Annotated in this window: 14 protein-coding genes; 9 read left to right on the plus strand and 5 right to left on the minus strand. The window is 65.3% G+C overall.

Going from position 1 to position 21,323, the window contains the following annotated elements; genetic code table 11:
• Nucleotides 1–78: 78 nt before the first annotated feature.
• The 3 genes from AC3WLT_RS19200 (at nt 79) to AC3WLT_RS19210 (ending at nt 4,391) form a co-directional block, all read left to right on the plus strand.
• The gene (locus tag AC3WLT_RS19200; RefSeq protein WP_492593272.1) at nt 79–1,704 is read left to right on the plus strand and encodes an APC family permease; all 1,626 of its coding nucleotides are present in this window, start codon (nt 79–81) and stop codon (nt 1,702–1,704) included.
• Between the two features lie 82 nt (nt 1,705–1,786).
• Nucleotides 1,787–3,379: an aldehyde dehydrogenase (NADP(+)) gene (locus AC3WLT_RS19205; protein WP_492593273.1), complete on the plus strand. Its 1,593-nt coding sequence runs from the start codon at nt 1,787–1,789 to the stop codon at nt 3,377–3,379.
• Nucleotides 3,372–4,391, plus strand: a complete 1,020-nt coding sequence (locus AC3WLT_RS19210) for an Ldh family oxidoreductase (RefSeq protein WP_492593274.1) — start codon at nt 3,372–3,374, stop codon at nt 4,389–4,391. The genes AC3WLT_RS19205 and AC3WLT_RS19210 overlap by 8 nt, the downstream gene beginning before the upstream one ends.
• Nucleotides 4,392–4,619: 228 nt before the next feature.
• Here AC3WLT_RS19210 and AC3WLT_RS19215 read toward each other — a convergent pair whose 3' ends face one another.
• On the minus strand, nt 4,620–5,030 hold the full coding sequence (locus AC3WLT_RS19215; protein WP_492593275.1) for a DUF3175 domain-containing protein: 411 nt from the start codon (nt 5,028–5,030) through the stop codon (nt 4,620–4,622).
• Nucleotides 5,031–5,448: 418 nt separating this feature from the next.
• On the opposite strand from AC3WLT_RS19215, the gene AC3WLT_RS19220 reads away from it, so the two are divergent.
• Entirely contained in the window at nt 5,449–5,901 is a 453-nt protein-coding gene (locus AC3WLT_RS19220; protein ID WP_492593276.1) for a PA2169 family four-helix-bundle protein, read from the plus strand.
• Nucleotides 5,902–6,067: 166 nt separating this feature from the next.
• Here the strand turns inward: AC3WLT_RS19220 and AC3WLT_RS19225 are convergent, their stop codons facing one another.
• A complete protein-coding gene (locus AC3WLT_RS19225; protein WP_492593277.1) occupies nt 6,068–6,406 on the minus strand; it encodes a BON domain-containing protein in 339 nt (112 codons plus the stop codon).
• 524 nt (nt 6,407–6,930) lie between these two features.
• Between AC3WLT_RS19225 and AC3WLT_RS19230 the strand changes: the two genes are divergently transcribed.
• The 5 genes from AC3WLT_RS19230 (at nt 6,931) to AC3WLT_RS19250 (ending at nt 15,750) form a co-directional block, all read left to right on the plus strand.
• The gene (locus tag AC3WLT_RS19230) at nt 6,931–8,433 is read left to right on the plus strand and encodes an RNA polymerase factor sigma-54 (protein WP_492593278.1); all 1,503 of its coding nucleotides are present in this window, start codon (nt 6,931–6,933) and stop codon (nt 8,431–8,433) included.
• Between the two features lie 143 nt (nt 8,434–8,576).
• Nucleotides 8,577–9,755: a pyridoxal phosphate-dependent aminotransferase gene (locus tag AC3WLT_RS19235; RefSeq protein ID WP_492593279.1), complete on the plus strand. Its 1,179-nt coding sequence runs from the start codon at nt 8,577–8,579 to the stop codon at nt 9,753–9,755.
• 38 nt (nt 9,756–9,793) lie between these two features.
• Nucleotides 9,794–11,623, plus strand: a complete 1,830-nt coding sequence (locus AC3WLT_RS19240) for a S10 family peptidase (RefSeq protein WP_492593280.1) — start codon at nt 9,794–9,796, stop codon at nt 11,621–11,623.
• A 147-nt stretch (nt 11,624–11,770) separates the two neighbouring features.
• Entirely contained in the window at nt 11,771–13,483 is a 1,713-nt protein-coding gene (locus AC3WLT_RS19245; RefSeq protein WP_492593281.1) for a VRR-NUC domain-containing protein, read from the plus strand.
• Entirely contained in the window at nt 13,480–15,750 is a 2,271-nt protein-coding gene (locus AC3WLT_RS19250; protein ID WP_492593282.1) for an ATP-dependent DNA helicase, read from the plus strand. Before AC3WLT_RS19245 ends, AC3WLT_RS19250 begins: the two co-directional genes overlap by 4 nt.
• Before the next feature lie 57 nt (nt 15,751–15,807).
• Here AC3WLT_RS19250 and AC3WLT_RS19255 read toward each other — a convergent pair whose 3' ends face one another.
• The 3 genes from AC3WLT_RS19255 to AC3WLT_RS19265 form a co-directional block, all read right to left on the minus strand.
• Nucleotides 15,808–18,411, minus strand: coding sequence for a mechanosensitive ion channel family protein (locus AC3WLT_RS19255; protein ID WP_492593283.1), 2,604 nt, complete (start codon nt 18,409–18,411; stop codon nt 15,808–15,810).
• A 171-nt stretch (nt 18,412–18,582) separates the two neighbouring features.
• On the minus strand, nt 18,583–18,915 hold the full coding sequence (locus AC3WLT_RS19260; protein WP_492593284.1) for an NIPSNAP family protein: 333 nt from the start codon (nt 18,913–18,915) through the stop codon (nt 18,583–18,585).
• Nucleotides 18,916–19,067: 152 nt separating this feature from the next.
• Nucleotides 19,068–20,504, minus strand: coding sequence for a sigma 54-interacting transcriptional regulator (locus AC3WLT_RS19265; protein ID WP_492593285.1), 1,437 nt, complete (start codon nt 20,502–20,504; stop codon nt 19,068–19,070).
• Nucleotides 20,505–21,323 lie beyond the last annotated feature (819 nt).

Raw genomic sequence — 21,323 nt, forward strand, 5'->3', positions numbered from 1 at the left:
GACCGGCAGGCGCGCCGCCGCCCGCACGGGGCGCGGCGCCAATCCGCCTGCACCGACATTCCAATAGGAGACACGCCCATGCCTGGCCAAGGCAACATCCATCAATCCATGCCGCTATCGCGCTCCGGGTCCGCCGACGCGGGCCACGGCAAGTTCAAGAAGCAGCTTTCGCTGACCGATCTCACGTTTATCGGTCTCGGCGCCATTTTCGGCTCGGGGTGGCTGTTCGCCGCGAGCCACGTGTCGACGATCGCAGGCCCGGCCGGCATCTTCTCCTGGCTGCTCGGCGGCTTCGCCGTGCTGCTGCTCGGCATCGTCTACTGCGAGCTCGGCGCCGCGCTGCCGCGCGCGGGCGGCGTGGTCCGCTATCCGGTCTTCTCGCACGGCCCGCTGCTCGGCTATCTGATGGGCTTCATCACGCTGATCGCCTTTTCGAGCCTGATCGCGATCGAAGTCGTCGCGGCGCGCCAGTACGCAGCCGCCTGGTTTCCGGGCCTGACCGTCGAGAGGTCGAGCAACCCGACGACGCTCGGCTGGCTGGTGCAGGCGGCCCTGCTCTGTTTGTTCTTCTACCTGAACTATTCGAGCGTGAAGACATTCGCGAAGGCGAACAACATCATCAGCGTCTTCAAGTTCGTCGTGCCGCTGTCGGTGATCGGCGTACTGTTCACGTTCTTCAAGCCCGCCAATCTGACCGCGCACGGCTTCGCGCCGTTTGGCCTGCCCGGCGTCGAGATGGCGGTGTCGGCGGGGGGCATCATCTTCGCGTACCTGGGGCTCACGCCGATCGTGTCGGTCGCGAGCGAGGTGCGCAATCCGCAGCGCACGATCCCGATCGCGCTGATCCTGTCGATCCTGCTGTCGACGCTGATCTACGTGCTGCTGCAGATCGCGTTCATCGGCAGCATCCCGGCCGCGATGCTCGCCAGCGGCTGGCATGATGTCAGCAAGGCGTTCTCGCTGCCTTACCGCGACATCGCGCTCGCGCTCGGCATCGGCTGGCTTGCGTTCCTGGTCGTCGCCGACGCGATGGTCTCGCCGAGCGGCTGCGGCAACATCTACATGAACGCGACGCCGCGCGTCGTCTACGGCTGGGCGAAAACCGGCACGTTCTTCAAGGTGTTCACCCGCGTCGACGAGGCATCCGGCATTCCGCGCGCGGGCCTGTGGCTGACCTTCGGCCTCGCCGCGTTCTGGACGCTGCCGTTCCCGTCATGGGAGGCGCTCATCAACATCGTGTCGGCCGCGCTCGTGCTCAGCTACGCAGTCGCGCCGGTGTCGGTCGCCGCGCTGCGCCGCACCGCCCCAGAACTGCCGCGGCCGTTCCGTGCGAGCGCGTTCGCGATCACCGGCCCGGCGTCGTTCGTGATCGCCGCGCTGATCGTCTACTGGTCCGGCTGGAACACGGTGTCGTGGCTGCTCGGCCTGCAGATCGTGATGTTCGTCCTCTATCTCGCGTGCCGCCGCTGGGTGCCGACCGCGCACCTGAGCCTGCGTGAACAGGTGCGGTCGTCGCTGTGGCTGATCGGGTTCTACGCGCTGATGATCGTCGCGTCGTATTTCGGCGGCTTCGGCGGCACCGGCGCGCTCGCGGATCCCTACGACACTGTCGTGGTCGCAGTCATCGCGCTCGCCATCTACTACTGGGGCGCGCACACCGGCGTGCCTGCGGCGAAGCTGCAGCTCGACGACGACGAGAGCTGACCGCTCACGGCATCCATCGCTATCCACTTTCCCATCGGCCGGGCCGGCAACGTCCGGCCTGCACCTTTTTCGAGGAGAACCCATGCGACTTTCAGGCCAGCTTCTGATCGGCCAATCTGCCGTGTTCGGGCAGAACGGCGAACTCCGTGCCATCGAGGCCGCCACCGGCGAGCCGCTCGCGCTCGCGTTCGGCGGCGCGAGCCTGCACGACCTGGAGACCGCCTGCGCGCTCGCCGACGAGGCGTTCGACACGTATCGCGAGACGAGCCTCGAAGTCCGCGCGGCGTTTCTCGAAGAGATCGGCCGCAACATCCTCGCGCTCGGCGACGAACTGATCGAGCGCTGCGTCGCCGAGTCGGGCCTGCCGCGCGCGCGGATCGAGGGCGAGCGCGGCCGCACGGTCGGCCAGCTCGGGCTGTTCGCGTCGGTCGTGCGCGACGGCGGCTTTCTCGACGCGCGGATCGATCCGGCCCGCCCGGAACGCAAACCGGCGCCGCGTGTCGACCTGCGTCTGCGCAACGTCGCGATCGGGCCGGTCGCAGTGTTCGGCGCGTCGAACTTCCCGCTCGCGTTCTCGGTTGCGGGCGGCGACACCGCAGCGGCGCTCGCCGCCGGCTGCCCGGTGATCGTCAAGGCGCACTCCGCGCATCCGGGCACGTCGGAGCTTGTCGGCCGCGCGATCCAGCAGGCGGTGCGCGAATGCGGACTGCCCGCCGGCGTGTTCTCGCTGCTGTTCGACGCGTCGCGGGAGATCGGCCAGGCGCTCGTTGCCGATCCGCGCATCAAGGCGGTCGGCTTCACCGGCTCGCGCCGCGGCGGCGTCGCGCTGATGCATATCGCGGCGGCGCGCCACGAGCCGATCCCGGTGTACGCGGAGATGAGCTCGATCAACCCGGTGCTGCTGCTGCCCGATGCGCTCGCCGCACGCCACGAGGCCATCGCACAGCAGTTCGTCGCGTCGCTGACGCTCGGCGCCGGCCAGTTCTGCACCAATCCGGGCCTCGTGCTCGGCGTGGACGGCCCCGCGCTGCGCGCGTTCGAGCAGGTGGCGGCCGCAGCCGTCGAGGCCGCCGCGCCGGCCACGATGCTGACCCCGCACATCCACGCGGCCTATTGCGACGGCGTCGCGCGGCTGCGCGCGCACGACGCGTTCGACGCGCTCGCCGAAGGCGTCGCGGGCGAACGCTATCAGGCTCGCGCCGCGCTGTTCGCGACGTCGGCGGACGCGTTCGTCGCGCGCCCCGAGCTGCGCGAGGAGGTATTCGGCCCGGCGTCGCTGATCGTCCGTTGCCGGGATATCGATACGCTGCACCGCGTCCTCAAGTCGCTCGAAGGCCAGCTGACGATTGCCGTGCACCTCGGCACGGACGACGCGCCGCTGTTCCGCACGCTGCTGCCTACGCTCGAACGCAAGGCGGGGCGCATCCTCGTCAACGGTTTCGGCACGGGCGTCGAGGTCGGTCATGCGATGGTGCATGGCGGCCCGTTCCCGGCGACCTCCGACACACGCACGACGTCGGTCGGCGCGCGCGCGATCGAACGCTTCCTGCGGCCGGTGTCGTATCAGGACGTGCCCGCCGGGCTGCTGCCGGAAGCGATCCGCGACGGCAATCCGCTCGACATTGCGCAGCGGATCGACGGCGTCGTCGCGCTGCGGGAGGCGCGCGATGTCTGATCAGGCAGAAGTCGTCCTGTCGCTCGACGACGTGCACGCGCTCGCGCTGCGCGTGCTGACCCATCACGGCATGTCCGACGCGCACGCGAACGCAATCGCAAACGTTATCACGCAGGGCCAGCGCGACGAATGCCACTCGCATGGCGTCTACCGGCTGCTTGTCTGCGTGCGCTCGCTGCGCAAGGGCAAGGTCGATCCGCAGGCGCCGCCGACGCTGCGCCAGCTGTCGTCGAGCATCGTCGCGGTCGACGCGCATTGCGGTTTTTCGCTGCTGAGCTTCGAGACCGGCCTGCCGGTGCTCGTCGCGATGACGAAAAAGCACGGCATCGCCGCGATGGTGATCAACAACTGCTACCACTTCTCGGCGCTGTGGCCGGAGGTCGAGGCGATCGCCGCCGAAGGGCTCGCCGGCATCGCGATGAATCCGAGCCACAGCTGGGTCGCGCCCGAGGGCGGCTCGAAGTCGGTGTTCGGCACCAATCCGATCGCCTTCGCGTGGCCCCGGCCGGGCGGCCTGCCGTTCGTGTTCGATTTCGCGACGAGCGCGATCGCGCGCGGCGACATCGAGCTGCACGCGAAGCAGGACAAGCCGATCCCGCCGCACTGGGCGATCGACAGCAACGGTCAGCCGACTACCGACCCGAAGGCCGCATTGCAGGGCGCGATGCGCACCTTCGGCGGCCACAAGGGCTCGGCGCTGGCGGCGATGGTCGAATTGCTCGGGGGTGCGCTGATCGGCGACATGACGAGCCAGGAGTCGATGGCATTCGACGAGGGCGTCGGCGCGACGCCGTGTCATGGCGAACTGGTTATAGCGTTCGATCCGAGGGTGTTCCTCGGCGACGATCTCGATGCCGGGCTCGCGCGCGGCGAGCGCATGCTTGATGCGATCGTCGCGCAGGGCGCGCGGCTGCCGTCCCAACGGCGTTTCGACGCGCGGGCGCGCAGCATCGCGAACGGCGTGCGGATTGGCCGGCCGTTGTACGAGGAAATCGTAACGCTGCTCGACTGACTCGATCAAGGCGCGTCTCGATGTCCCGCAATAAAATGTAAAACAGCTGTCCGAACGAACGGGGCAACCTCTATCGAGGATGAGACGAGTGCCGCCCCGTTCGCGCCGCCTTGACGGAGTCACGCTGCGTCAGCTGCCGGCGATCGTATCGACCGGCTTGAATGCGCCGTGTTCGACCTTGTAGATCGTCACCGGTGCGTCCTTCAGGTCGCCTTTCGCTGCGGCGCCTCAGGGCGCGCGTCCGAATGCTTCGCGCAACTTGCGCTTGGCCTGTTCCAGCGTATCGCGACGCGCCTTCGGCAGATTCCTGCCCGCGCGGTTGATATAGAAGTTGAGCATCGACATCGCGGACTGGAACGGCGTGCCCTTGCGGCGGCGGCTCTGCGTCGACGAGCGTTTGAGCGACTCGGCGATCGACTGCGCGCTACCGGTCTTGAAGATATCGCGCTCGATATCCATCGCGTCACTGGTTTCCATCACGTGACGCGACCATTTCTGCCCGCGCTTCGCAGCGCCGCTGCTGGCGGCTTTCGCGCGATGCGCCGCTTGTGCTTGCGCATGCCGCTGGCGTGGCGGGCGTCCCGCCTTGCCGCGCACAACCGGGCGTTTCGATTTGCCGACGGTTTTTCTGGTGGCCATGGCTTTGCCTCCTATGAAGTCGGTTTGCCTCGTGCTCTGCGTTGCTACAGCGTTCATCGCCGCGGGCGAGGCCGGACGCCGAAGCCGTCCGGACCGGCCCGCGACGGCGCCCGGGTAACAGCTTCCGCCTGTGCGGGGATCGCAGCAACGGCTACGCCGGAAGGCACAGGCCTTGCTGATCATCCTGTAACAGCACGCAAGAGGCGCGCCGGGCAGCAGTTCGCCGCCGCCACGAAGGGTGCGTCATGAGCGCGATCCTGCCGCGAGGCGGACGACAGGACGGCCCGGCATTTGTCGGGCCGCTTTGCGTTCGGGGCGACGTGTTCCGGGCACGCCGCATGCGGATAGATGATTTCTGCTGCTACATGGAAGGTGCGGCGGCGGATTTCACGATTGACGAAACCCCTGGAGGTATTGAATGGCTACGAACGTTGTTTCCGTGCTGAACGATCTGGTCGAAACGTCGAAGGACGGCGAGAAGGGCTTTCTCAAGGCCGCCGAAGACGCGCATGACGCGCAACTGAAAACGCTGTTTCTGTCGCGGGCCGAAGACTGCGCGCGCGGCGCACGTGAATTGCAGGATGCGGTTCAAGACTTGGGCGGCAAGCCTGAAACGCGCGGCAGTATGAGCGGTGCTTTGCATCGCGGCTGGGTCGACGTGAAGTCGGCGGTAGCGAATCGCAGCGACCACGAAATACTGGCCGAATGCGAAAAAGGCGAGGGCGTGGCAAAGAAACGCTATCACGACGCGCTCGAAAAGGATTTACCGCCGGACGTGCGCAGCATCGTCGAGCGCCAGTATCAGGGCGTGCTGCAAAACCATGACCGCGTGCGCGATTTGCGCGATCAGTACGCTGCGCTCAAGCATTAGCCTGCATTGGCCGATATTAGTCGGCGGTAAGCGGCTGGTGCTCTGACGGGCGCCGGTTGTGGAACAGCCGCGTGCCAGCTGCAAAGGAGAAGCCGTCCGGCATCCGGACGGCTTTCTGTTCCCTCAAGCACCGGCCGAAGCCGGCAACTGTGGCCTGACGTGAGGCTTACTCGGCAGCGATCTTCAGGTGGTTCTTTACGCTCGTCACGCCCTTGACGTTCTGAACCACTTCTTCGGCTGCGGATTTGTCGTCTGCCGTTGGGACCGAGCCCGTGAGCCACACTACGCCCTTGCGGGTCTTCACGTGGATATGGGTCGACTTGACGTTGCTGGCGGCCAGCAGATCGGCCTTTGCCTTGGTGGTGATGGTGCCGTCGTCGATGTGCTGGCCGATGGTTTCGGAGCTGGCCGACGGGGCCGGCGCACTGGTTTGCGCCGTGGCGTTCAGTGCGAATGCGACACAAGCGATGCTGCCCGCAGCCTTCAGAAACTGGAGGGTCTTCATGGTTTCTCCTTCGGGTGGTTGATGAAAATGGCGGTCTTCTTGCCTGCGGTCGGTCGCGGTCGAAACCGCTGATGACACGCGTGGGATCGTTGCCGCTACGGTTCCGTCATGGCCCGTTATCGACACCGGACGGCGGTCCTTGCATGCGTTTCACTGCGTAGCAATGCGCATGAGGAAACCGGCGTCCGTCCACATAGTGCGGCGCCGCAAGCGGTGTGCCCGGATTGCTCCACGAGTCTTGCCTGCGGCGAAAGCCGCTGCGGCGCGCGGATTCAGGCTGAGGAATAAGGGAGTGACGAGAGTGCGAGGGGGAGTGCGAGCGCCTCGCGTGCCAGTCGGCGAGCTATGCTGCCGAAGCCCGGAATTTGCCGGGTATTTGTAAAAAATGGCGCTCGCGGCGTGCGCAATCGGCGGGCCTGAACAAGCAAAATTCAGGAAAAACAGTGTGTTGGGTGAGTTGGTATGACAGTTGCTCTGTAAAGGGGCCACGCATCATTCTTTCAGCCAACACGGACCTGACTACAATGCCTTCAATCGAACTACGCACAAGGCAGTCTGTCGCACTCACGCCGCGTTTGCAGCAATCGGTGCGTCTGTTGCAGTTGTCGTCTCTAGAGTTCCAGCAGGAGTTGCGCACCGCGCTCGACACCAATCCGTTCCTCGAATACGACTCGTCGGATACCGAATACGACTCGTCGGATACCGAAGACGCCGCGTTGGCCACGGCTTCGCCGGGCGACGATGCCGGTCCCGCGCCGGCCACCGATCCCGTCGCCGCAGCCGAACCCGATCTGCTGCCGGCCGAAAGCGGTGCGGGCGACACGATGGAAAGCGCGGCGCAGGAGGACACGCCAGGCGACTTTTCAGGTGATTACAGCAGCCGCGGATCGGCGCGCCATAACGGCGATTCAGAAAGCAGCGATCCCGCCGAATGGGCGCGCTCGCAACCGACTTTGCGCGAGCAGTTGCACGATTCGCTGGGCCTGTATCGCCTCGACGACCGTGACCGGGCGGTCGCGCGCTTCATTATCGAGGCGCTCGACGACGACGGTTATCTGCGCCAGGATCTCGCCGATCTCGCGAACAGCGTCGATCTCGAACCCAGCTTGACCGAAGAGGAATTGCTGGTGGCGCTGCGCCTCGTGCAATCGCTCGATCGTCCGGGGCTGGGCGCACGCTCCTTGTCCGAGTGTCTCGCGCTGCAATTGAATGCATTGCCGCCGGAGACGCCGGGGCGCGACGTGGCGCGGCAAATCGTCGAGCATCATCTTGAACGCCTCGCGCGCCGTGAGCAGGCCGAACTGCAAAAGCAGATCGGCTGCAGCGCTGAAGAATTGCGGGTGGCCTGCGCGCTGGTGCGCAAGCTCGATCCGAAACCGGGCAACTGCTACGGCCGTACCGAAGACACCTACGTGGTGCCGGACGTGATCGTGCGTCAGGTCCGCAATAAATGGGTGGTGACGATCAATCCGGCGGTGCAGCCGCGCGCCCGCATTCATCGCATGTATGCGGAACTGTTCGCGCAGTCCTCGGGTACGAGCCGCTCGCCGCTCGCTCAGCAGTTGCAGGAAGCACGTTGGCTGATCCGCAATGCGCAGCAACGCTTCGATACGATTCAACGCGTGGCCGAATGCATCGTCGTGCATCAGAAAGCCTTCTTCCAATACGGCGAGATCGCGCTCAAGCCAATGGTGTTGCGCGACGTCGCCGACGAACTCGGCTTGCACGAATCCACCATCTCGCGTGCGACCGGCAACAAATATATGGCCACGCCGCGCGGCATTTTCGAGTTCAAGCACTTCTTCCCGCGTGAACTCGGTACGGAAAGCGGCGGCACGTGTTCGGCAGCGGCCGTGCGCGCGCTGCTCAAGGAAATGATCGCCGCGGAGAATACGCGTGATCCGCTGTCCGATGTGACGCTCGCCAGAATGCTCGCGGACCAGGGCGTGCTGGTCGCGCGGCGGACGGTGGCGAAATACCGGCACCTGATGAAGGTGCCGCCGGCGGAGTTGCGCCGCCAGGTGTAGGCGAATCCCCGGTGCTTCATCGAAGGGCCACGGGGCCACGCGAGGCTGATTCCTCGCATGGCCCTCGCGTGGCCCTTTTGCTGTCTGGACGTTTTGCGCACACCCCAGTACATTGGCGGGTCAGGTCGAAACGGGGTGGCTCAATGAAGTACTCGAATCTGGTCGAGCGCTTGCAAGGTAAGCGCACGTCGGCGTGGGAAATCCATCGTGTCGCACAACAGGCGCTCGCCGATGGCGAAGACGTGATCGTGCTGAGCGTCGGCGATCCCGACTTTGGGACGCCCGCGCCGATCGTCGAGCGCGCGGTCGAGGCGCTGCGCGGCGGCGATACGCATTACAGCGCGGTGTCAGGGCGCGAGCCGCTGCGCGCGGCGATTGCCGAAGAACACGCGCGCACCACCGGTTGCAACGTGAGCGCCGCCAACGTGATCCTGACCGCGGGCGCGCAGAACGGCGTGTTCGCCGCGTCGCTGTGCCTGTGCGAAGCGGGCGACGAAGTGATCGTCCCCGAGCCGATGTATCTCACCTACGAAGCTTGCGTGCGCGCCGCGGGCGCCACGCTCGTGCCGGTGCCGGTCGATCCGGCGCGGGCCTTTCACCTCGATTGCGATGCGCTCGAAGCGGCTGTCACGCCGCGCACCAAAGCGATTTTCTTTGCAACGCCGTGCAATCCGACCGGCGTGGTGATGCCGCGCGCCGATCTCGAGCGTATTGCGCGGCTGGCCTGCAAGCATGATCTGTGGGTGTTGTCCGATGAGGTCTATGCTGATCTCACGTTCGAGCGCGAACATGTGAGTATTGCGGCGCTGCCTGGCATGTCGGAGCGTACTGTGACGCTCGGCAGTCTGTCGAAATCGCATGCCATGGCGGGTTGGCGTGTTGGCTGGGCTGTCGGGCCCGCCACGTTGATCGAGCATATGGGGCGGCTCGCGTTGGCAATGCTGTATGGGTTGCCGGGCTTTATTCAGCAGGCCGCGCTGACGGCGTTGCAGAACAAGGCGCCGATTGTCGCCGAAATGCGTGAGATTTACCGGCGGCGGCGCGACGTGGTGTTCGAGCGCTTGCATCGTGTGCCGGGGTTGCGGTGTTTGCTGCCGGAAGCCGGCATGTTCATGATGGTCGATGTAAGCGGGACCGGGCTCGATACTTATGATTTCACCTGGCAGCTGTTTCGTGCGCAAGGGGTTTCGTTGCTGGATGCCAGCGCTTTCGGCGAAACCGCCGACGGGTTTGTCAGGTTGGGGTTTGTGGTCGATGAAGCTCGATTGATTGACGCTTGTGAGCGGATTGCCGGGTTTGTCGAGGCGTTGCGGATGGGGTAGGCCGGAACGATGCGCATCGACTCGCAACGGAGAAGAGCATGGGTTTTCGCTTCTACATCACGTCGCACCGGCCGCTCGTCACAGGATCGGTCGCGGCGGCCTTCGCGGCCGCACTCGTCGCGGTGGTCACAATCGCCGCCGCCGTCGTGTTCAGCCAGATGTGCGCGGCAGCCCCACTCGACCGACTCGACCCACTCGACGATACGCCCGACACAGCAGAAAGCGCCGAAGCCGCATCGTCCGCGGCCGCTATGCCCGGGACTGAGGCGGATACCGCCAGTCAACCCGCCGAAGCGAATCGCCAACCGGTGAAAGAGCCGCACCCGAATCAAGCGCGCCCCGGGCATTCGCAACGCTCTGTCGCGGCCACTCAGAACGACGCGCAAAACGACGCGCAAGACAATGCGCAAGACAGCGCGCGGCACAACGCAAAACCGGACATGGCAGCGATCCCCGTGCCGCCGGAAACTTCGTCCGCGACCCAGCATTCGATCCGGCTCGAGGGGAACAAGATCGATTACACGGCGACCGCAGGCAATCTGCTGCTGCACAACAAAGCCGGGCAGGCCGATGCCAGTGTCTTTTACGTCGCCTATACCGTCGCGACCAAAACGCCCTCGACGCGGCCCGTTACGTTCCTCTTCAACGGCGGTCCGGGCGCGGGCAGCGTCTTTCTCATGATCGGCTCGTTCGGTCCGAAGCGGGCGCACACCGCCAGTCCGGCGAGCACGCCTCCCGCGCCCTATGTGTTGGGCGATAACCCGGACAGTCTGCTCGACACGACCGATCTGGTTTTTATCGACGCCGTCGGCGCGGGTTTGTCGCGCGTGGTCGGGCGCGGGACGGGTAAGGATTTCTGGGGCGTCGATAAAGACCTCGACGCGTTTTCGCAATTCATCGACCGATATCTGACGGTCAACCAGCGCTGGAATTCGCCGAAGTACCTGCTCGGCGAGTCATACGGCACCGCGCGCGCCGCCATGCTCGCGTATCAGCTGGGGCAAAACAATATCGCGCTGAACGGCGTGATCCTGATGTCGTCCGTGCTCGATTCAGCCGGCTTTTCGCCAGGCTTCGACTTCAAGAGCGAGAGCTATCTGCCGAGCTTCGCGGCGATCGCCTGGTATCACGACAAAATCGTGCCGAAGCCGGCCAGTCTGCCGGCCTTTCTCGACGACGCCCGCGCGTTCGCGCGCGGTCCTTATGCGCAGGCGCTGGCTCAAGGCGACGCGTTGCCCGACGCACAGCGCGATGCGGTCGCGGCGCGCGTCGCCGAGTTCACCGGTCTCGACGTCGAGTACGTGAAACGAAGCCGGCTGCGTCTCTATCCGTCGCGCTTTCGCAATCAACTGCTGCGGGATCAGTCGCACAGCATCGGCCGTTACGATGCCCGCTCCGAAGGTCTCGAATACGACGGCGTGTCGGAGCGCCCGGACTTCGATGCATCGGTGAGCAGCGTGTCCAGCGCGTTCGATGCGGCGCTTCATCAGCATTTCGCGCAGGATCTGCACTTCACGCCGACCGACCGCTACCGCGTCTTCAATGACGACGCGCTGAAGCAATGGGACTGGAAACATCGCGCATGGTGGGGCGAGCGGTTACCGGTACCCTACGCGGCAGGCGACCTGGCCGAAGCGATGCGGCAGAATCCGCAGCTTCGCGTGATGTCGGTGAACGGCTATTTCGATCTGGCCACGCCGTTCTATGCCACCGAGTATGCGCTGGCGCATCTGGGCATCGATGCGCCGTTGCGCGCCAACGTGCGGATCGCCTACTATCCGAGCGGCCACATGATCTATCTCGACGATGCCGCGCTGCATACGCTCAAGCGCGATCTGGCGAGCTTCTACGCGGCAGGCGCGCGCTGAACGCGGGCGTGCGGTTGTTGACGGCGTGGCGGCTGGCAGCGCATTGAAAGGCGGGCCGCAGGCGTTCGATGACACCCCGCGCCACCCGAATCCTCCGCTGAGTTTGATATCATCACTGTATAAACATACAGGTTCCGTGGAAGTGCCGTGGCGACAGAAGCCTCTTCAAATGCTCCCTACTATCTGCTGAATTTCGAGCGCGCGCTGGCGTGGCTCGCGGCGCGCTACGACGATCTGCTGGACCAGCAAGAGCACGGCTTCCTGCGCGCTTTCGCGGCTTTGCCGCAGGCCTCGCGAGCGCTGCTGGTTCGCATGCTGATGCGCAGGGGCACGCTGTTCCGCACGAGCCGTCTGTCGTACGACGAGATCGGTTGCCCGGTTCAAGCGTCCGCGCCGCTCGTCGAACTCGGTTGGGTGGACGCCGAGCCGCCGCTGACGCTCGACGACCTGTTCGCGCTCACCACCCGCCCCGAACTGCTGCTCATCTTCGCCGACGCCATTGCGTTGATCCCCGCCGCCCGGAGCTTGCGCAAACCGGACCTGCTCGAAACGCTACGCCCCTTTTATGAAGCGGAAGGCGACGCAGCGCGTCCGCTCGCCGAATGGCACGCCGCCAGCACCGACTCCGTGCTGCACGTCGCCGTCGCGCCACTCTGCGAGCGCCTGCGCCTGATGTTCTTCGGCAATTTGCAGCAGGACTGGTCGGAGTTCGTGCTCGCCGATCTCGGCGTGTTCCAGTATGAGACGGTCGCGTTCGGACCTTCGTCGCGAGCTTTCCAGCAACGTGCCGACGTCGACGTCTACCTCGCTTTGCATGCATGCCGCGAAGCGCTCGAATGGCGGCCCGACGGCGAATCCATCGGTGAACTCGTCGCCGCGGTCGCCGCGGTCGAAACGTCGAACCCATGGCTCGAAACGCGCCGCGCGAAGCTGCTGTTCCGCATCGGCCAGTATTGCGAGCGTCGGCACGACTGGCCCGCCGCGCTCGCCGTCTACGCGGATTGCGCGTGGCCGGGTGCGCGGCATCGGCGCGTGCGCGTGCTCGAGCAATGCGAGCGTTTCGATGATGCCTTCGCGCTCGCCTCGCAAGCCGCCACGGCACCCGAAAGCGAAGAGGAAGCGCAGCGCATCGCGCGCATGCTGCCGCGCCTGCAACGCCGGCGTGGCGAACTCGTGGCGCGCACGCCGGCCGCACGGCCGGTCGAGCGCAGCACGCTGGTGCTGCCGAGGCCCGAGGCTGCGCAGCCGGTCGAATATGTCGCCCGCGATCATCTGAGTCGTGAGGATGCGCCGGTTCATTACGTCGAAAACGCGCTGATCAATTCGCTGTTCGGTTTGCTGTGCTGGGAGCCCGTGTTCGCGGCGCTGCCCGGTGCGTTTTTCCATCCGTTCCAGCGCGGCCCGGCCGATCTGCATGCGCCCGATTTTCATGCGCGCCGCGTCGAACAGTTTGCCGCCTGCCTCGCGCAACTCGACAGCGCCGCCTATCGCGAGACGATTCTGCGGCACCTCGAGGTCAAGGCCGGCGTGCAATCGCCGTTCGTGTTCTGGAGCTTGCTGACGCCCGAACTGATGGCGTTGGCGCTCGATTGCCTGCCTGCCGCGCATCTGAAGCTCTGGTTCGAACGTCTGTTGCGCGATATCCGCGGCAACCGTTCCGGTCTGCCGGACCTGATCCGTTTCTGGCCGGCCGAGCGCCGCTATGAGCTGATCGAAGTGAAGGGTCCGGGCGACCGCTTGCAGGACAACCAGATCCGCTGGCTCGCGTACTGCGCGCAGCATGGCATGCCGGTGCGCGTGCTCGACGTGCGTTGGGCGGATGAAGCCGATCCCGAAGCCGCAGAAGAGGCTGCCGCATGACCTACGTGGTCGCCGTGCGGGCGATGTGCGAATTCACCGCGAGGCGCGGCGACCTGGATCTGCGCTTCACGCCCGCGCCGACTTCGCTGGAAGGCATGGCGGGCCATGCGACGGTCGCGGGGCGGCGCCCGAGCGGCTACGAAACGGAGATCACGCTGACCGGCACGCATCGCGGTTTGACCGTGCGCGGCCGCGCCGACGGCTACGACGCCGCGGCGAACCGGCTGGAAGAAGTGAAGACCCATCGCGGCGATCTCGACCGGATGCCGGCCAACCACCGCTCGCTGCATTGGGCGCAGGCGCTGGTGTACGGCCATCTGCTGTGCCGGGCGCGCGGGCTGGCCGGGCTGACCGTCGCACTCGTGTACTTCGATATCGGCAGTCAGAAGGAAACGCTGCTGACTGAAACGTACGCCGCGCGTGAGTTGGAGATTTTCTTCGTCGAGCAATGCGAGCGCTTTCTCGATTGGGCCGTGCAGGAGGAGGCGCATCGCGACGCGCGCAATGCCGCGCTGGGCGCATTGCAGTTTCCGCATGGACAATTTCGCAGCGGGCAGCGCGAGCTGGCGGTGTCGGTCTATCGCGCGGCGCGCGACGGCAAGGCGTTGATGGCGCAGGCGCCGACCGGCATCGGCAAGACGCTCGCGACGATTTTTCCGCTGCTGAAGGCGTGTGCGTCGGATCAGATCGATCGTGTGTTCTTCCTGACCGCCAGGACACCGGGCCGCGCGCTCGCGCTCGACGCGATCGAAACGCTGCACCAAAGCACGGCGCCAGCGTCATTGCCATTGCGCACGCTGGAACTCGTGGCGCGCGACAAAGCCTGCGAGCATCCCGACAAAGCCTGCAACGGCGAATCCTGCCCGCTCGCGCGCGGCTTCTACGACCGGCTCGACGCGGCCCGCAGCACGGCGTTGGCAGGGCCGCGGCTCGATCGCGCGGCGGTGCGCGAAGCGGCGCTCAGGCACGACGTCTGCCCGTACTACCTCGCGCAGGAACTGGCGCGCTGGTCCGACGTGGTGGTCGGCGACTACAACTACTATTACGACAGCAGCGCGATGCTGTATGCGCTGACGCAGATCAATCAGTGGCGCGTCGGCGTGCTGGTCGACGAGGCGCACAATCTGCTCGACCGCGCGCGCCGGATGTACACGGCATCGCTCGATCCGGCGGCGTTTCGCGTCGCGCGCAAGACCGCGCCGACGGCATTGCGCAAGCCGCTTGAACGGTTGCAGCGCGAGTGGAACGCGCTCAAACGCGCACAGACGGACAGGTATCAGGTCTACGCCGACGTGCCTGGCACATTGCTTTCGGCCGTGCAGAATCTGATCGGCGCGGTCACCGATCTGCTCGCCGAAGCGCCGCTCTCAATCGATGAAGCGTCGTTGCGCTTTTTCTTCGACGCAATGCATTTTGTCGCGTTGGCCGAGCAGTTCGGCGAGCATTCGATCTTCGACATCACGCGCACGAGCGATAGCTACGCGCCGCGCGACAAAACCAGTTGCACGCTGTGCGTGCGCAACGTGATTCCGGCGCCGTTTCTCGCGCCGCGCTACGCCGCCGCGCGCACCACGGTGATGTTCTCCGGCACGCTCAATCCGCATCATTTCTATCGCGACACTTTAGGGCTGCCCGGGCAGACGAACTGGCTCGACGTAGAAGGGCCGTTTCGCGCCGAGCAGTTGCAGGTGCGTGTGGCCGGCAACGTGTCGACGCGCTGGCGTGACCGCGAGCGTTCGCTCTCGCCGATCGTCGATCTGATCGCGCGGCAATACGCGGCGCTGCCGGGCAACTATCTGGGCTTTCTGAGCAGCTTCGACTATTTGCAGCGAGTGGTCGCGCTGATGCGCGAACGGCATCCGGACTTGCCGGTGTGGGCGCAGGAACCCGGCATGGATGAAGCGGCACGCGACGCGTTCCTTGCGCGCTTTCGAACCATGAATCAAGGCGTCGGCTTTGCGGTGCTCGGCGGCGCTTTCTCGGAAGGCGTCGACCTGGCCGGCCAGCAGTTGATCGGCGCATTCATCGCGACGCTCGGCTTGCCGCAGATAAACGACGTCAACGAGCAGATGCGCCGCACGATGGACGCGAAGTTCGGCAACGGCTACGACTACGTGTATCTGTACCCGGGCTTGCAGAAGGTCGTGCAGGCGGCCGGGCGGGTGATTCGAACCGAGCAGGACCAGGGCGTGGTCCATCTGATCGACGACCGCTACCGGCGGCCGGAAGTGCGGCGTTTGTTGCCGCGCTGGTGGCAGGTGCAATAGCGCTTATCGAAGGTCCTTGACTGAACGTCTACGAAGGCGCCGGACACGGTCTTTACTTCACTCATGCGGCGAGGTCGAACCAGGATTGGCTGGGGTTCCTGGGCCGCCGGCCGGTTTAGGGTCGACGGGCAGTTGATCCTCCACGGGCGCGTCGGCCTTGCTGGCCGCAGCCGTCAACGAGGCACTGGCGGGCGGCGCGTTTGCGGGCGGTTCGTGCCTGCTTTCATCTTTCGTCGGTGCGCTCTCCGGGTCCCACGTCAGCAGGTGCCGTTGCGGGTTGGCGATCTCGATGCCGCGCGCGCTGAACTGGTCGAGGATGCGGCGGTTGAACTCGCGCTGCACACCCCAGCGCGCGCTGTCGCGGCACTGGATCTGGCCGGCCAGCGTCACCGCGGAGCCGTCCAGCGCGTCGACGCCCCAGAAGCTGAAGTCGGACAGGATGCCGTCCCTGAACTGCTCGTCTTCGCGCAGTGCCGCGCCGATCTCCTTGAGTGTGGCGATCGCCAGGTCGACGTGCTGGCCGAACACGATATTGACCTTCACCGCCGCGTTGCCAAGTCCGCGATTGGTGTTGTTGACCGTCGATACCGAACTGAACGGCACGGTGTACAACGAACCGTCGCTGCCGCGCAGCCGCACCGTGCGGATCGACAGATATTCGACGGTGCCGGACACGCCCGCGAGCGTCACCCAGTCGCCGACCTGCAGCGCGTTTTCCATCAACAGGAAAATGCCGGTGATGAAATCCTGCACCAGTTTTTGCGAACCGAAGCCGAGCGCCACGCCGAAGATACTGGCGCCCGCCAGCAACGGTCCGATATTCACGCCGAGTTCGCTCAGGCCCGTGAGCACCACCACCAGGGCAATCACGCAGAAGAGCGCGGTGCGCAGCATCGGCAGCAGGGTGCGCAAGCGCGCGGCGCGTATCAGATCGCCGCTGCTGGTCCAGCGATCGAGGTGCCGTTCGACCGAGAGGTTGACGCTTTCCCACACCAGCAGCGCGATCACGGCAGCGACGCCGATCGTCACCACCGCCGAGGCCAGCCGATGGCCGATCGTCCCGGCGCGGAACAGGCCGCTCAGATCGACGCCCCAGACGTGCAGCAGCGCGAGCGCGGTGACGATGCCGATGATCCACGAGATGATCCGGCGCAACAGCGGGTAATAGCGATACGCGTGCTGATGGATCAGCGAGTTTTTGGCGTCGTCGTCCTGCACGTTGAAGAGCCGGGCGAGCGCGCCGAAGATCACGATCGACACGACCCGCGCTGCTATCAGAATCGCGAGCGAAATGCCGCCGAGATGCAGCAGCATGCGATAGCCGTTCTGCACGTCGAGCGCCCAGATGAACCACGTCCCCATCACGATGAACACCGCGAACCATGCCCATGTGTCGGCGAGCGCATTGCCGAACATTTCCAGCGACTCGCGCGCGGCGAAGCGCGTGCGGATCAGTTCGCCGACCGGCTTGGCGCATTGCAGGATGAGGATCGAGATCATCACGTGACCCGCGAGCGCGACCACCTTCATCAGCGCGAGGTGCGCCGCATCGTTCAATCCGAGCGACTGCGCGATCTCCGCGACCGCCGAGCCCGCGCCCACCACGCTGACGATACGCACCATCCAGCGCTGCGCGAAGGCGGCCCACGCGTCATTCATGCGCAACATACGCAGACGCGGCGCGGCCGGCTGCAGAAAGAAGCCGCTGACGATCACGATCACCCGGCACAACACGTAGATGTCGATCAGCGAATCGAGCGCGCGGTCCGGCGGCGTGCCGCCGTCGGCGAAAATCGACATCAGCGCGCTGGCCGCGCCGACGAACACCGCGAGCGGCAGCAGCCGCAGCGCCACGCTCAGGATCGCGCGCGGCAGGCGTTGCAACAGGGTCCAGTGATGCGCGGCGTGCCACTTGCCTTTGGCGTCCGCGGCGTTGCCGGCTACGGGGAGTGTTGCAGATGTGCTGGGCGTTGCAGCCGCTGTCTCGGGCGAATCGGCTACCGGCGGCGCTACGTTGGGCGAATCGGCCGGCTGCGGCGTGACGTCGGCGGGCGGACCGGCTCGCGGCGCATCGTCTTCATCGTCACGTTCCCGGCGCGCGGCGAGCGCCTTATACGCGCGGCGCAGCAGCCGGCGCGCCAGCCATTCCAGCGCGAGCGCGGGCAGCAGCGCGGCGAGCAGCGACCATGCGGCATGGGCCAGCACGCTGCGCGCTTGCGGGCTGGTCGATTGCCAATTCCACCAGGCGCGGACCGACGACACGTCGAGGAGCGCGGCGACCGAACGGCGCAACGACATGCCGAGGCGCACGGCCCAATGGGCGCCCTGGCGGGCCAGTTGCGAGGCGAGGCCATTCGATTGAAATGCTGTCGGGACGAAGCTGGCGGCGCCGCTAGCCGGCGCTGGAGCTGATGCGGCTGCTGCCGCTGCCGCCACGGACGAAGCGGGTGGCGCGCTGAGTGCGCCGGCGGCGGCGATTGCCTGGAGCGTGTCGGTGACTTGCGCGCGGCGTTTGGGGTCGTTGAGGACGTCGAGGGCCTGGCGGGCCTGCACTGGCGTCAGGGTGATCGACGCGCTCGAGGCCGGCGCTGCCTGGGCCGTCGCGGGGAGGGCCGGTGAGGCGAAGACGGCCAGGAGCCCGATGAGGAGTAGTTTGCGCATAGGTTTGGCTATTGAGGGCATTGGGCGCCGCGCAGGGGCGAGGTTTGGATTTTTGTGGCTTGCCTTGGGGCGCGGGCGAGGCCACTCGACGATGTATGAGCGACATGAGGGTGGGGGACAAGTTCCTTGTCGTGGTTCTTTCGGCTTTATCAAGAAAAAATCAAGAAAAAACTACCGAATGGCATTCAAACCAAAAGCCCCCTCGACAACCTCGGTAAACGTCCGTTCTTCCCGCAGAATAAATCTCCGCTCCTGAGCGAACCGAAAATTGGCAATCGCTTCATCATCAGCGCGAAGCCGGGCCCGATAAACCTCATACCCGGCGAGGCTGTCAAACCGGATCAATCCCCAGGCAACGTCATTAGTCCCTTCATGGGGCAGAAAATACCCAATCAAAAAACCACCGCAGCGCGGAATAATCTTCCCCCAGTTTTCGGCATACTCGTTGAAAGCGTCTCGTTGAAAAGGATCGATCTGGTAGCGAATAAAGCAGGTAATAGCCATGAGCCAAACTCCCGGGAAACTGAAAAATTGTCCGATAAGGCAGGGACCAGTATCCCTCCCGGCGGAGCCGGAACGTTTCACTCCAACCTGAACTATCGCGAGCAGGGACGACGGTGGCGCGCGGGCCGCCGGGGCTGCGCGCGCGTGCGGAACTAGACCAGTGACGGCGCCTGCCGCTCCGCCTCCCCGTCGGCATCCGCGCCGCCGTCCGCATTCGACGCGCGACCGGCCGAGGGTTCCTGATGCAGCCGGTTGGCATGCATCAGTCGATAGAGCGTCGCCCGCGAAATACCGAGCTCGACCGCGGCCTCCGACAGCTTGTAGCCGTGCCGCTGCAACGCGTGTTCGATCGCGTCTCTCTCGGCCTTGCCGCGGATTTCCGCCAGCGTCACGGCAGGTCCGTTCGCCGATTCCGGCAGGCCGAGATCGCTTGCCGTGATGAAGCGCCCCTCGCTCATCACGACCGCGCGGCGCACGCAGTTGATCAGCTCGCGCACATTGCCCGGCCACGGATAGTTCGCCATCGCGACGATCGCGTCGCTCGACAGCCCGCGCAGCTTGCGTGCGCCGTCCTGCCTGTACATGCTGAGCGCATAGTTGGCGAGCAGCTTGATGTCGCCGCCGCGCTCGCGCAACGGCGGCTCGACGAGCCGCAGCACGCATAGACGGTGATACAGGTCGGAGCGGAAGCGGCCGTCTTCGACGCCCTTGTCCAGATCGACGTGGGTCGCAGAAATGACGCGCACGTCGACCTTGATGGGGCCGCTGCCGCCCAGCCGCTCGATGGTGCCTTCCTGCAGGAAGCGCAACAGCACCGCCTGGCATTCATGCGGCATATCGCCGATCTCGTCGAGAAAGAGCGTGCCTCCGTTGGCGCTTTCGATCCGGCCGAGCTTGCGTTGCAGCGCACCGGTAAAGGCGCCGCGCTCGTGGCCGAACAATTCGGCCTGCAGAAGGCTCGGCGGAATGGCCGCGCAATTGATCGCGACGAATGCCTGGGCGGCGCGCGGCGAGCGGTCGTGAATCGCACGGGCGGTCAGTTCCTTGCCGGTGCCCGATTCGCCGGCGATGAACACAGGCGCTTCCGTCACCCCGCATTTGTCGATCCGACGGTACAGCTGCTGCATCGCCTCGCAGTGCCCGACCATGCCGTGCCTCCCGAGGGACGGCTCCGGCGCCACCTGTGCATGCCGCAGGCTCGACAGCCCGTGCGCGTGACCTAGCGCGAACACGAGCCGGTCGTTCAAGCACGGCCGTGTCACGAAATCGAAGCAGTAGTCGAGAATGAAGCGGCTCACCAGTTCGTCGTCCGCTTGCCCTGGGGCGATTTGCGCGACCCAGTTGGTTTCGACGCGCCGCATGCACGAGGCCAGCGCCGACAGATGCTGCGAGGTGCAATTGCCGGGTAACTCGACGAGCCCCACCTTGATATTGCCGCGCTCGATCATGCGCTCGGCGATGGCGGTGCTTTTGGCGTGCACCGCTTGCCAGCCCGAAGCCGCAAGAAAGCTGGCGAGCTTTTGATCGGGCGAGTTCGACACATGCAGAACGGTGCGTTCCGTGTCGCCAGGTATGCAGGTCGTAGTCATGTTGTACCCCCGGTTCGATGCTGCTCTCTCGATTGCTCTTCAATGCATTGGACGGTCCGGCAAGCGGTGCCGGACCCCGGTCAACTGAGCCAGCCGGTCCGGCTGTACGGACTCGAGCATGGTTTTTGCAGCCGCGTTCGAACTCTGTTGCGGCAGCCCGGCGGTCACGCATTCACGGTAGCGGCAATCGCGGGGGCATGGAGCGGCGGCGGAAGCCACCGGTTGCTACACATGGGACAGAAAGCGGAAACGGCGCGTAACGCCGTTTCCGCCAAACGAATTCATCCCCGAATTACAGTCACCGTTTATACCTCGTTAGCCTGATTTACGGCGCTCTATGTGGCGCATTGCTTAACGATAAGCGAAAGCTCTTTAGAACGCCATACAAACAAATCTGGATTCAGAAACGATTTCGGTGTGACGTGCTATCTGGCTTTGCCCTTCATAAATAGCCGGTCAATGCCCGTGGCGCGCGGTGTCGCGCACAGCAATGCAAGCGGCTGCGGGCCACTCGTGTGACGGAGACGACGCCTTCAGACCATCGTGTCTCACGTATGCGACAAATCGGGCGGCTTGCCTCGCGGACTGTTTCGCTTGCCGGACATCGGAACATTTGACCGGATCGCTCGGCAAAGCGTTGCCAGAAGCGGCACACCAAGGTTCATCCGGCCGGAAAACGCGAGCCGTTTATTTCCGATGCGCGAGCGCGTCTGCGCAAAGCGTGTCATGTACGAATCATCGCGTGACGCGAAGTACCGTCCGGCAGGGTGCGTTAGATCGCACATCGCCGTCCGGCAACGGTTTGGGCGTGGGTGGCAT

Source organism: Paraburkholderia sp. FW306-2-2C-D06C (assembly GCF_058781505.1).

Bases quoted from the DNA above. Each gene is read 5' to 3' on its own strand.
- AC3WLT_RS19200 (WP_492593272.1), top strand. From the start codon at position 79: ATGCCTGGCCAAGGCAACATCCATCAATCCATGCCGCTATCGCGCTCC.
- AC3WLT_RS19205 (WP_492593273.1), top strand. From the start codon at position 1,787: ATGCGACTTTCAGGCCAGCTTCTGATCGGCCAATCTGCCGTGTTCGGG.
- AC3WLT_RS19210 (WP_492593274.1), top strand. From the start codon at position 3,372: ATGTCTGATCAGGCAGAAGTCGTCCTGTCGCTCGACGACGTGCACGCG.
- AC3WLT_RS19215 (WP_492593275.1), bottom strand. From the start codon at position 5,030: ATGGCCACCAGAAAAACCGTCGGCAAATCGAAACGCCCGGTTGTGCGC.
- AC3WLT_RS19220 (WP_492593276.1), top strand. From the start codon at position 5,449: ATGGCTACGAACGTTGTTTCCGTGCTGAACGATCTGGTCGAAACGTCG.
- AC3WLT_RS19225 (WP_492593277.1), bottom strand. From the start codon at position 6,406: ATGAAGACCCTCCAGTTTCTGAAGGCTGCGGGCAGCATCGCTTGTGTC.
- AC3WLT_RS19230 (WP_492593278.1), top strand. From the start codon at position 6,931: ATGCCTTCAATCGAACTACGCACAAGGCAGTCTGTCGCACTCACGCCG.
- AC3WLT_RS19235 (WP_492593279.1), top strand. From the start codon at position 8,577: ATGAAGTACTCGAATCTGGTCGAGCGCTTGCAAGGTAAGCGCACGTCG.
- AC3WLT_RS19240 (WP_492593280.1), top strand. From the start codon at position 9,794: ATGGGTTTTCGCTTCTACATCACGTCGCACCGGCCGCTCGTCACAGGA.
- AC3WLT_RS19250 (WP_492593282.1), top strand. From the start codon at position 13,480: ATGACCTACGTGGTCGCCGTGCGGGCGATGTGCGAATTCACCGCGAGG.
- AC3WLT_RS19255 (WP_492593283.1), bottom strand. From the start codon at position 18,411: ATGCGCAAACTACTCCTCATCGGGCTCCTGGCCGTCTTCGCCTCACCG.
- AC3WLT_RS19260 (WP_492593284.1), bottom strand. From the start codon at position 18,915: ATGGCTATTACCTGCTTTATTCGCTACCAGATCGATCCTTTTCAACGA.
- AC3WLT_RS19265 (WP_492593285.1), bottom strand. From the start codon at position 20,504: ATGACTACGACCTGCATACCTGGCGACACGGAACGCACCGTTCTGCAT.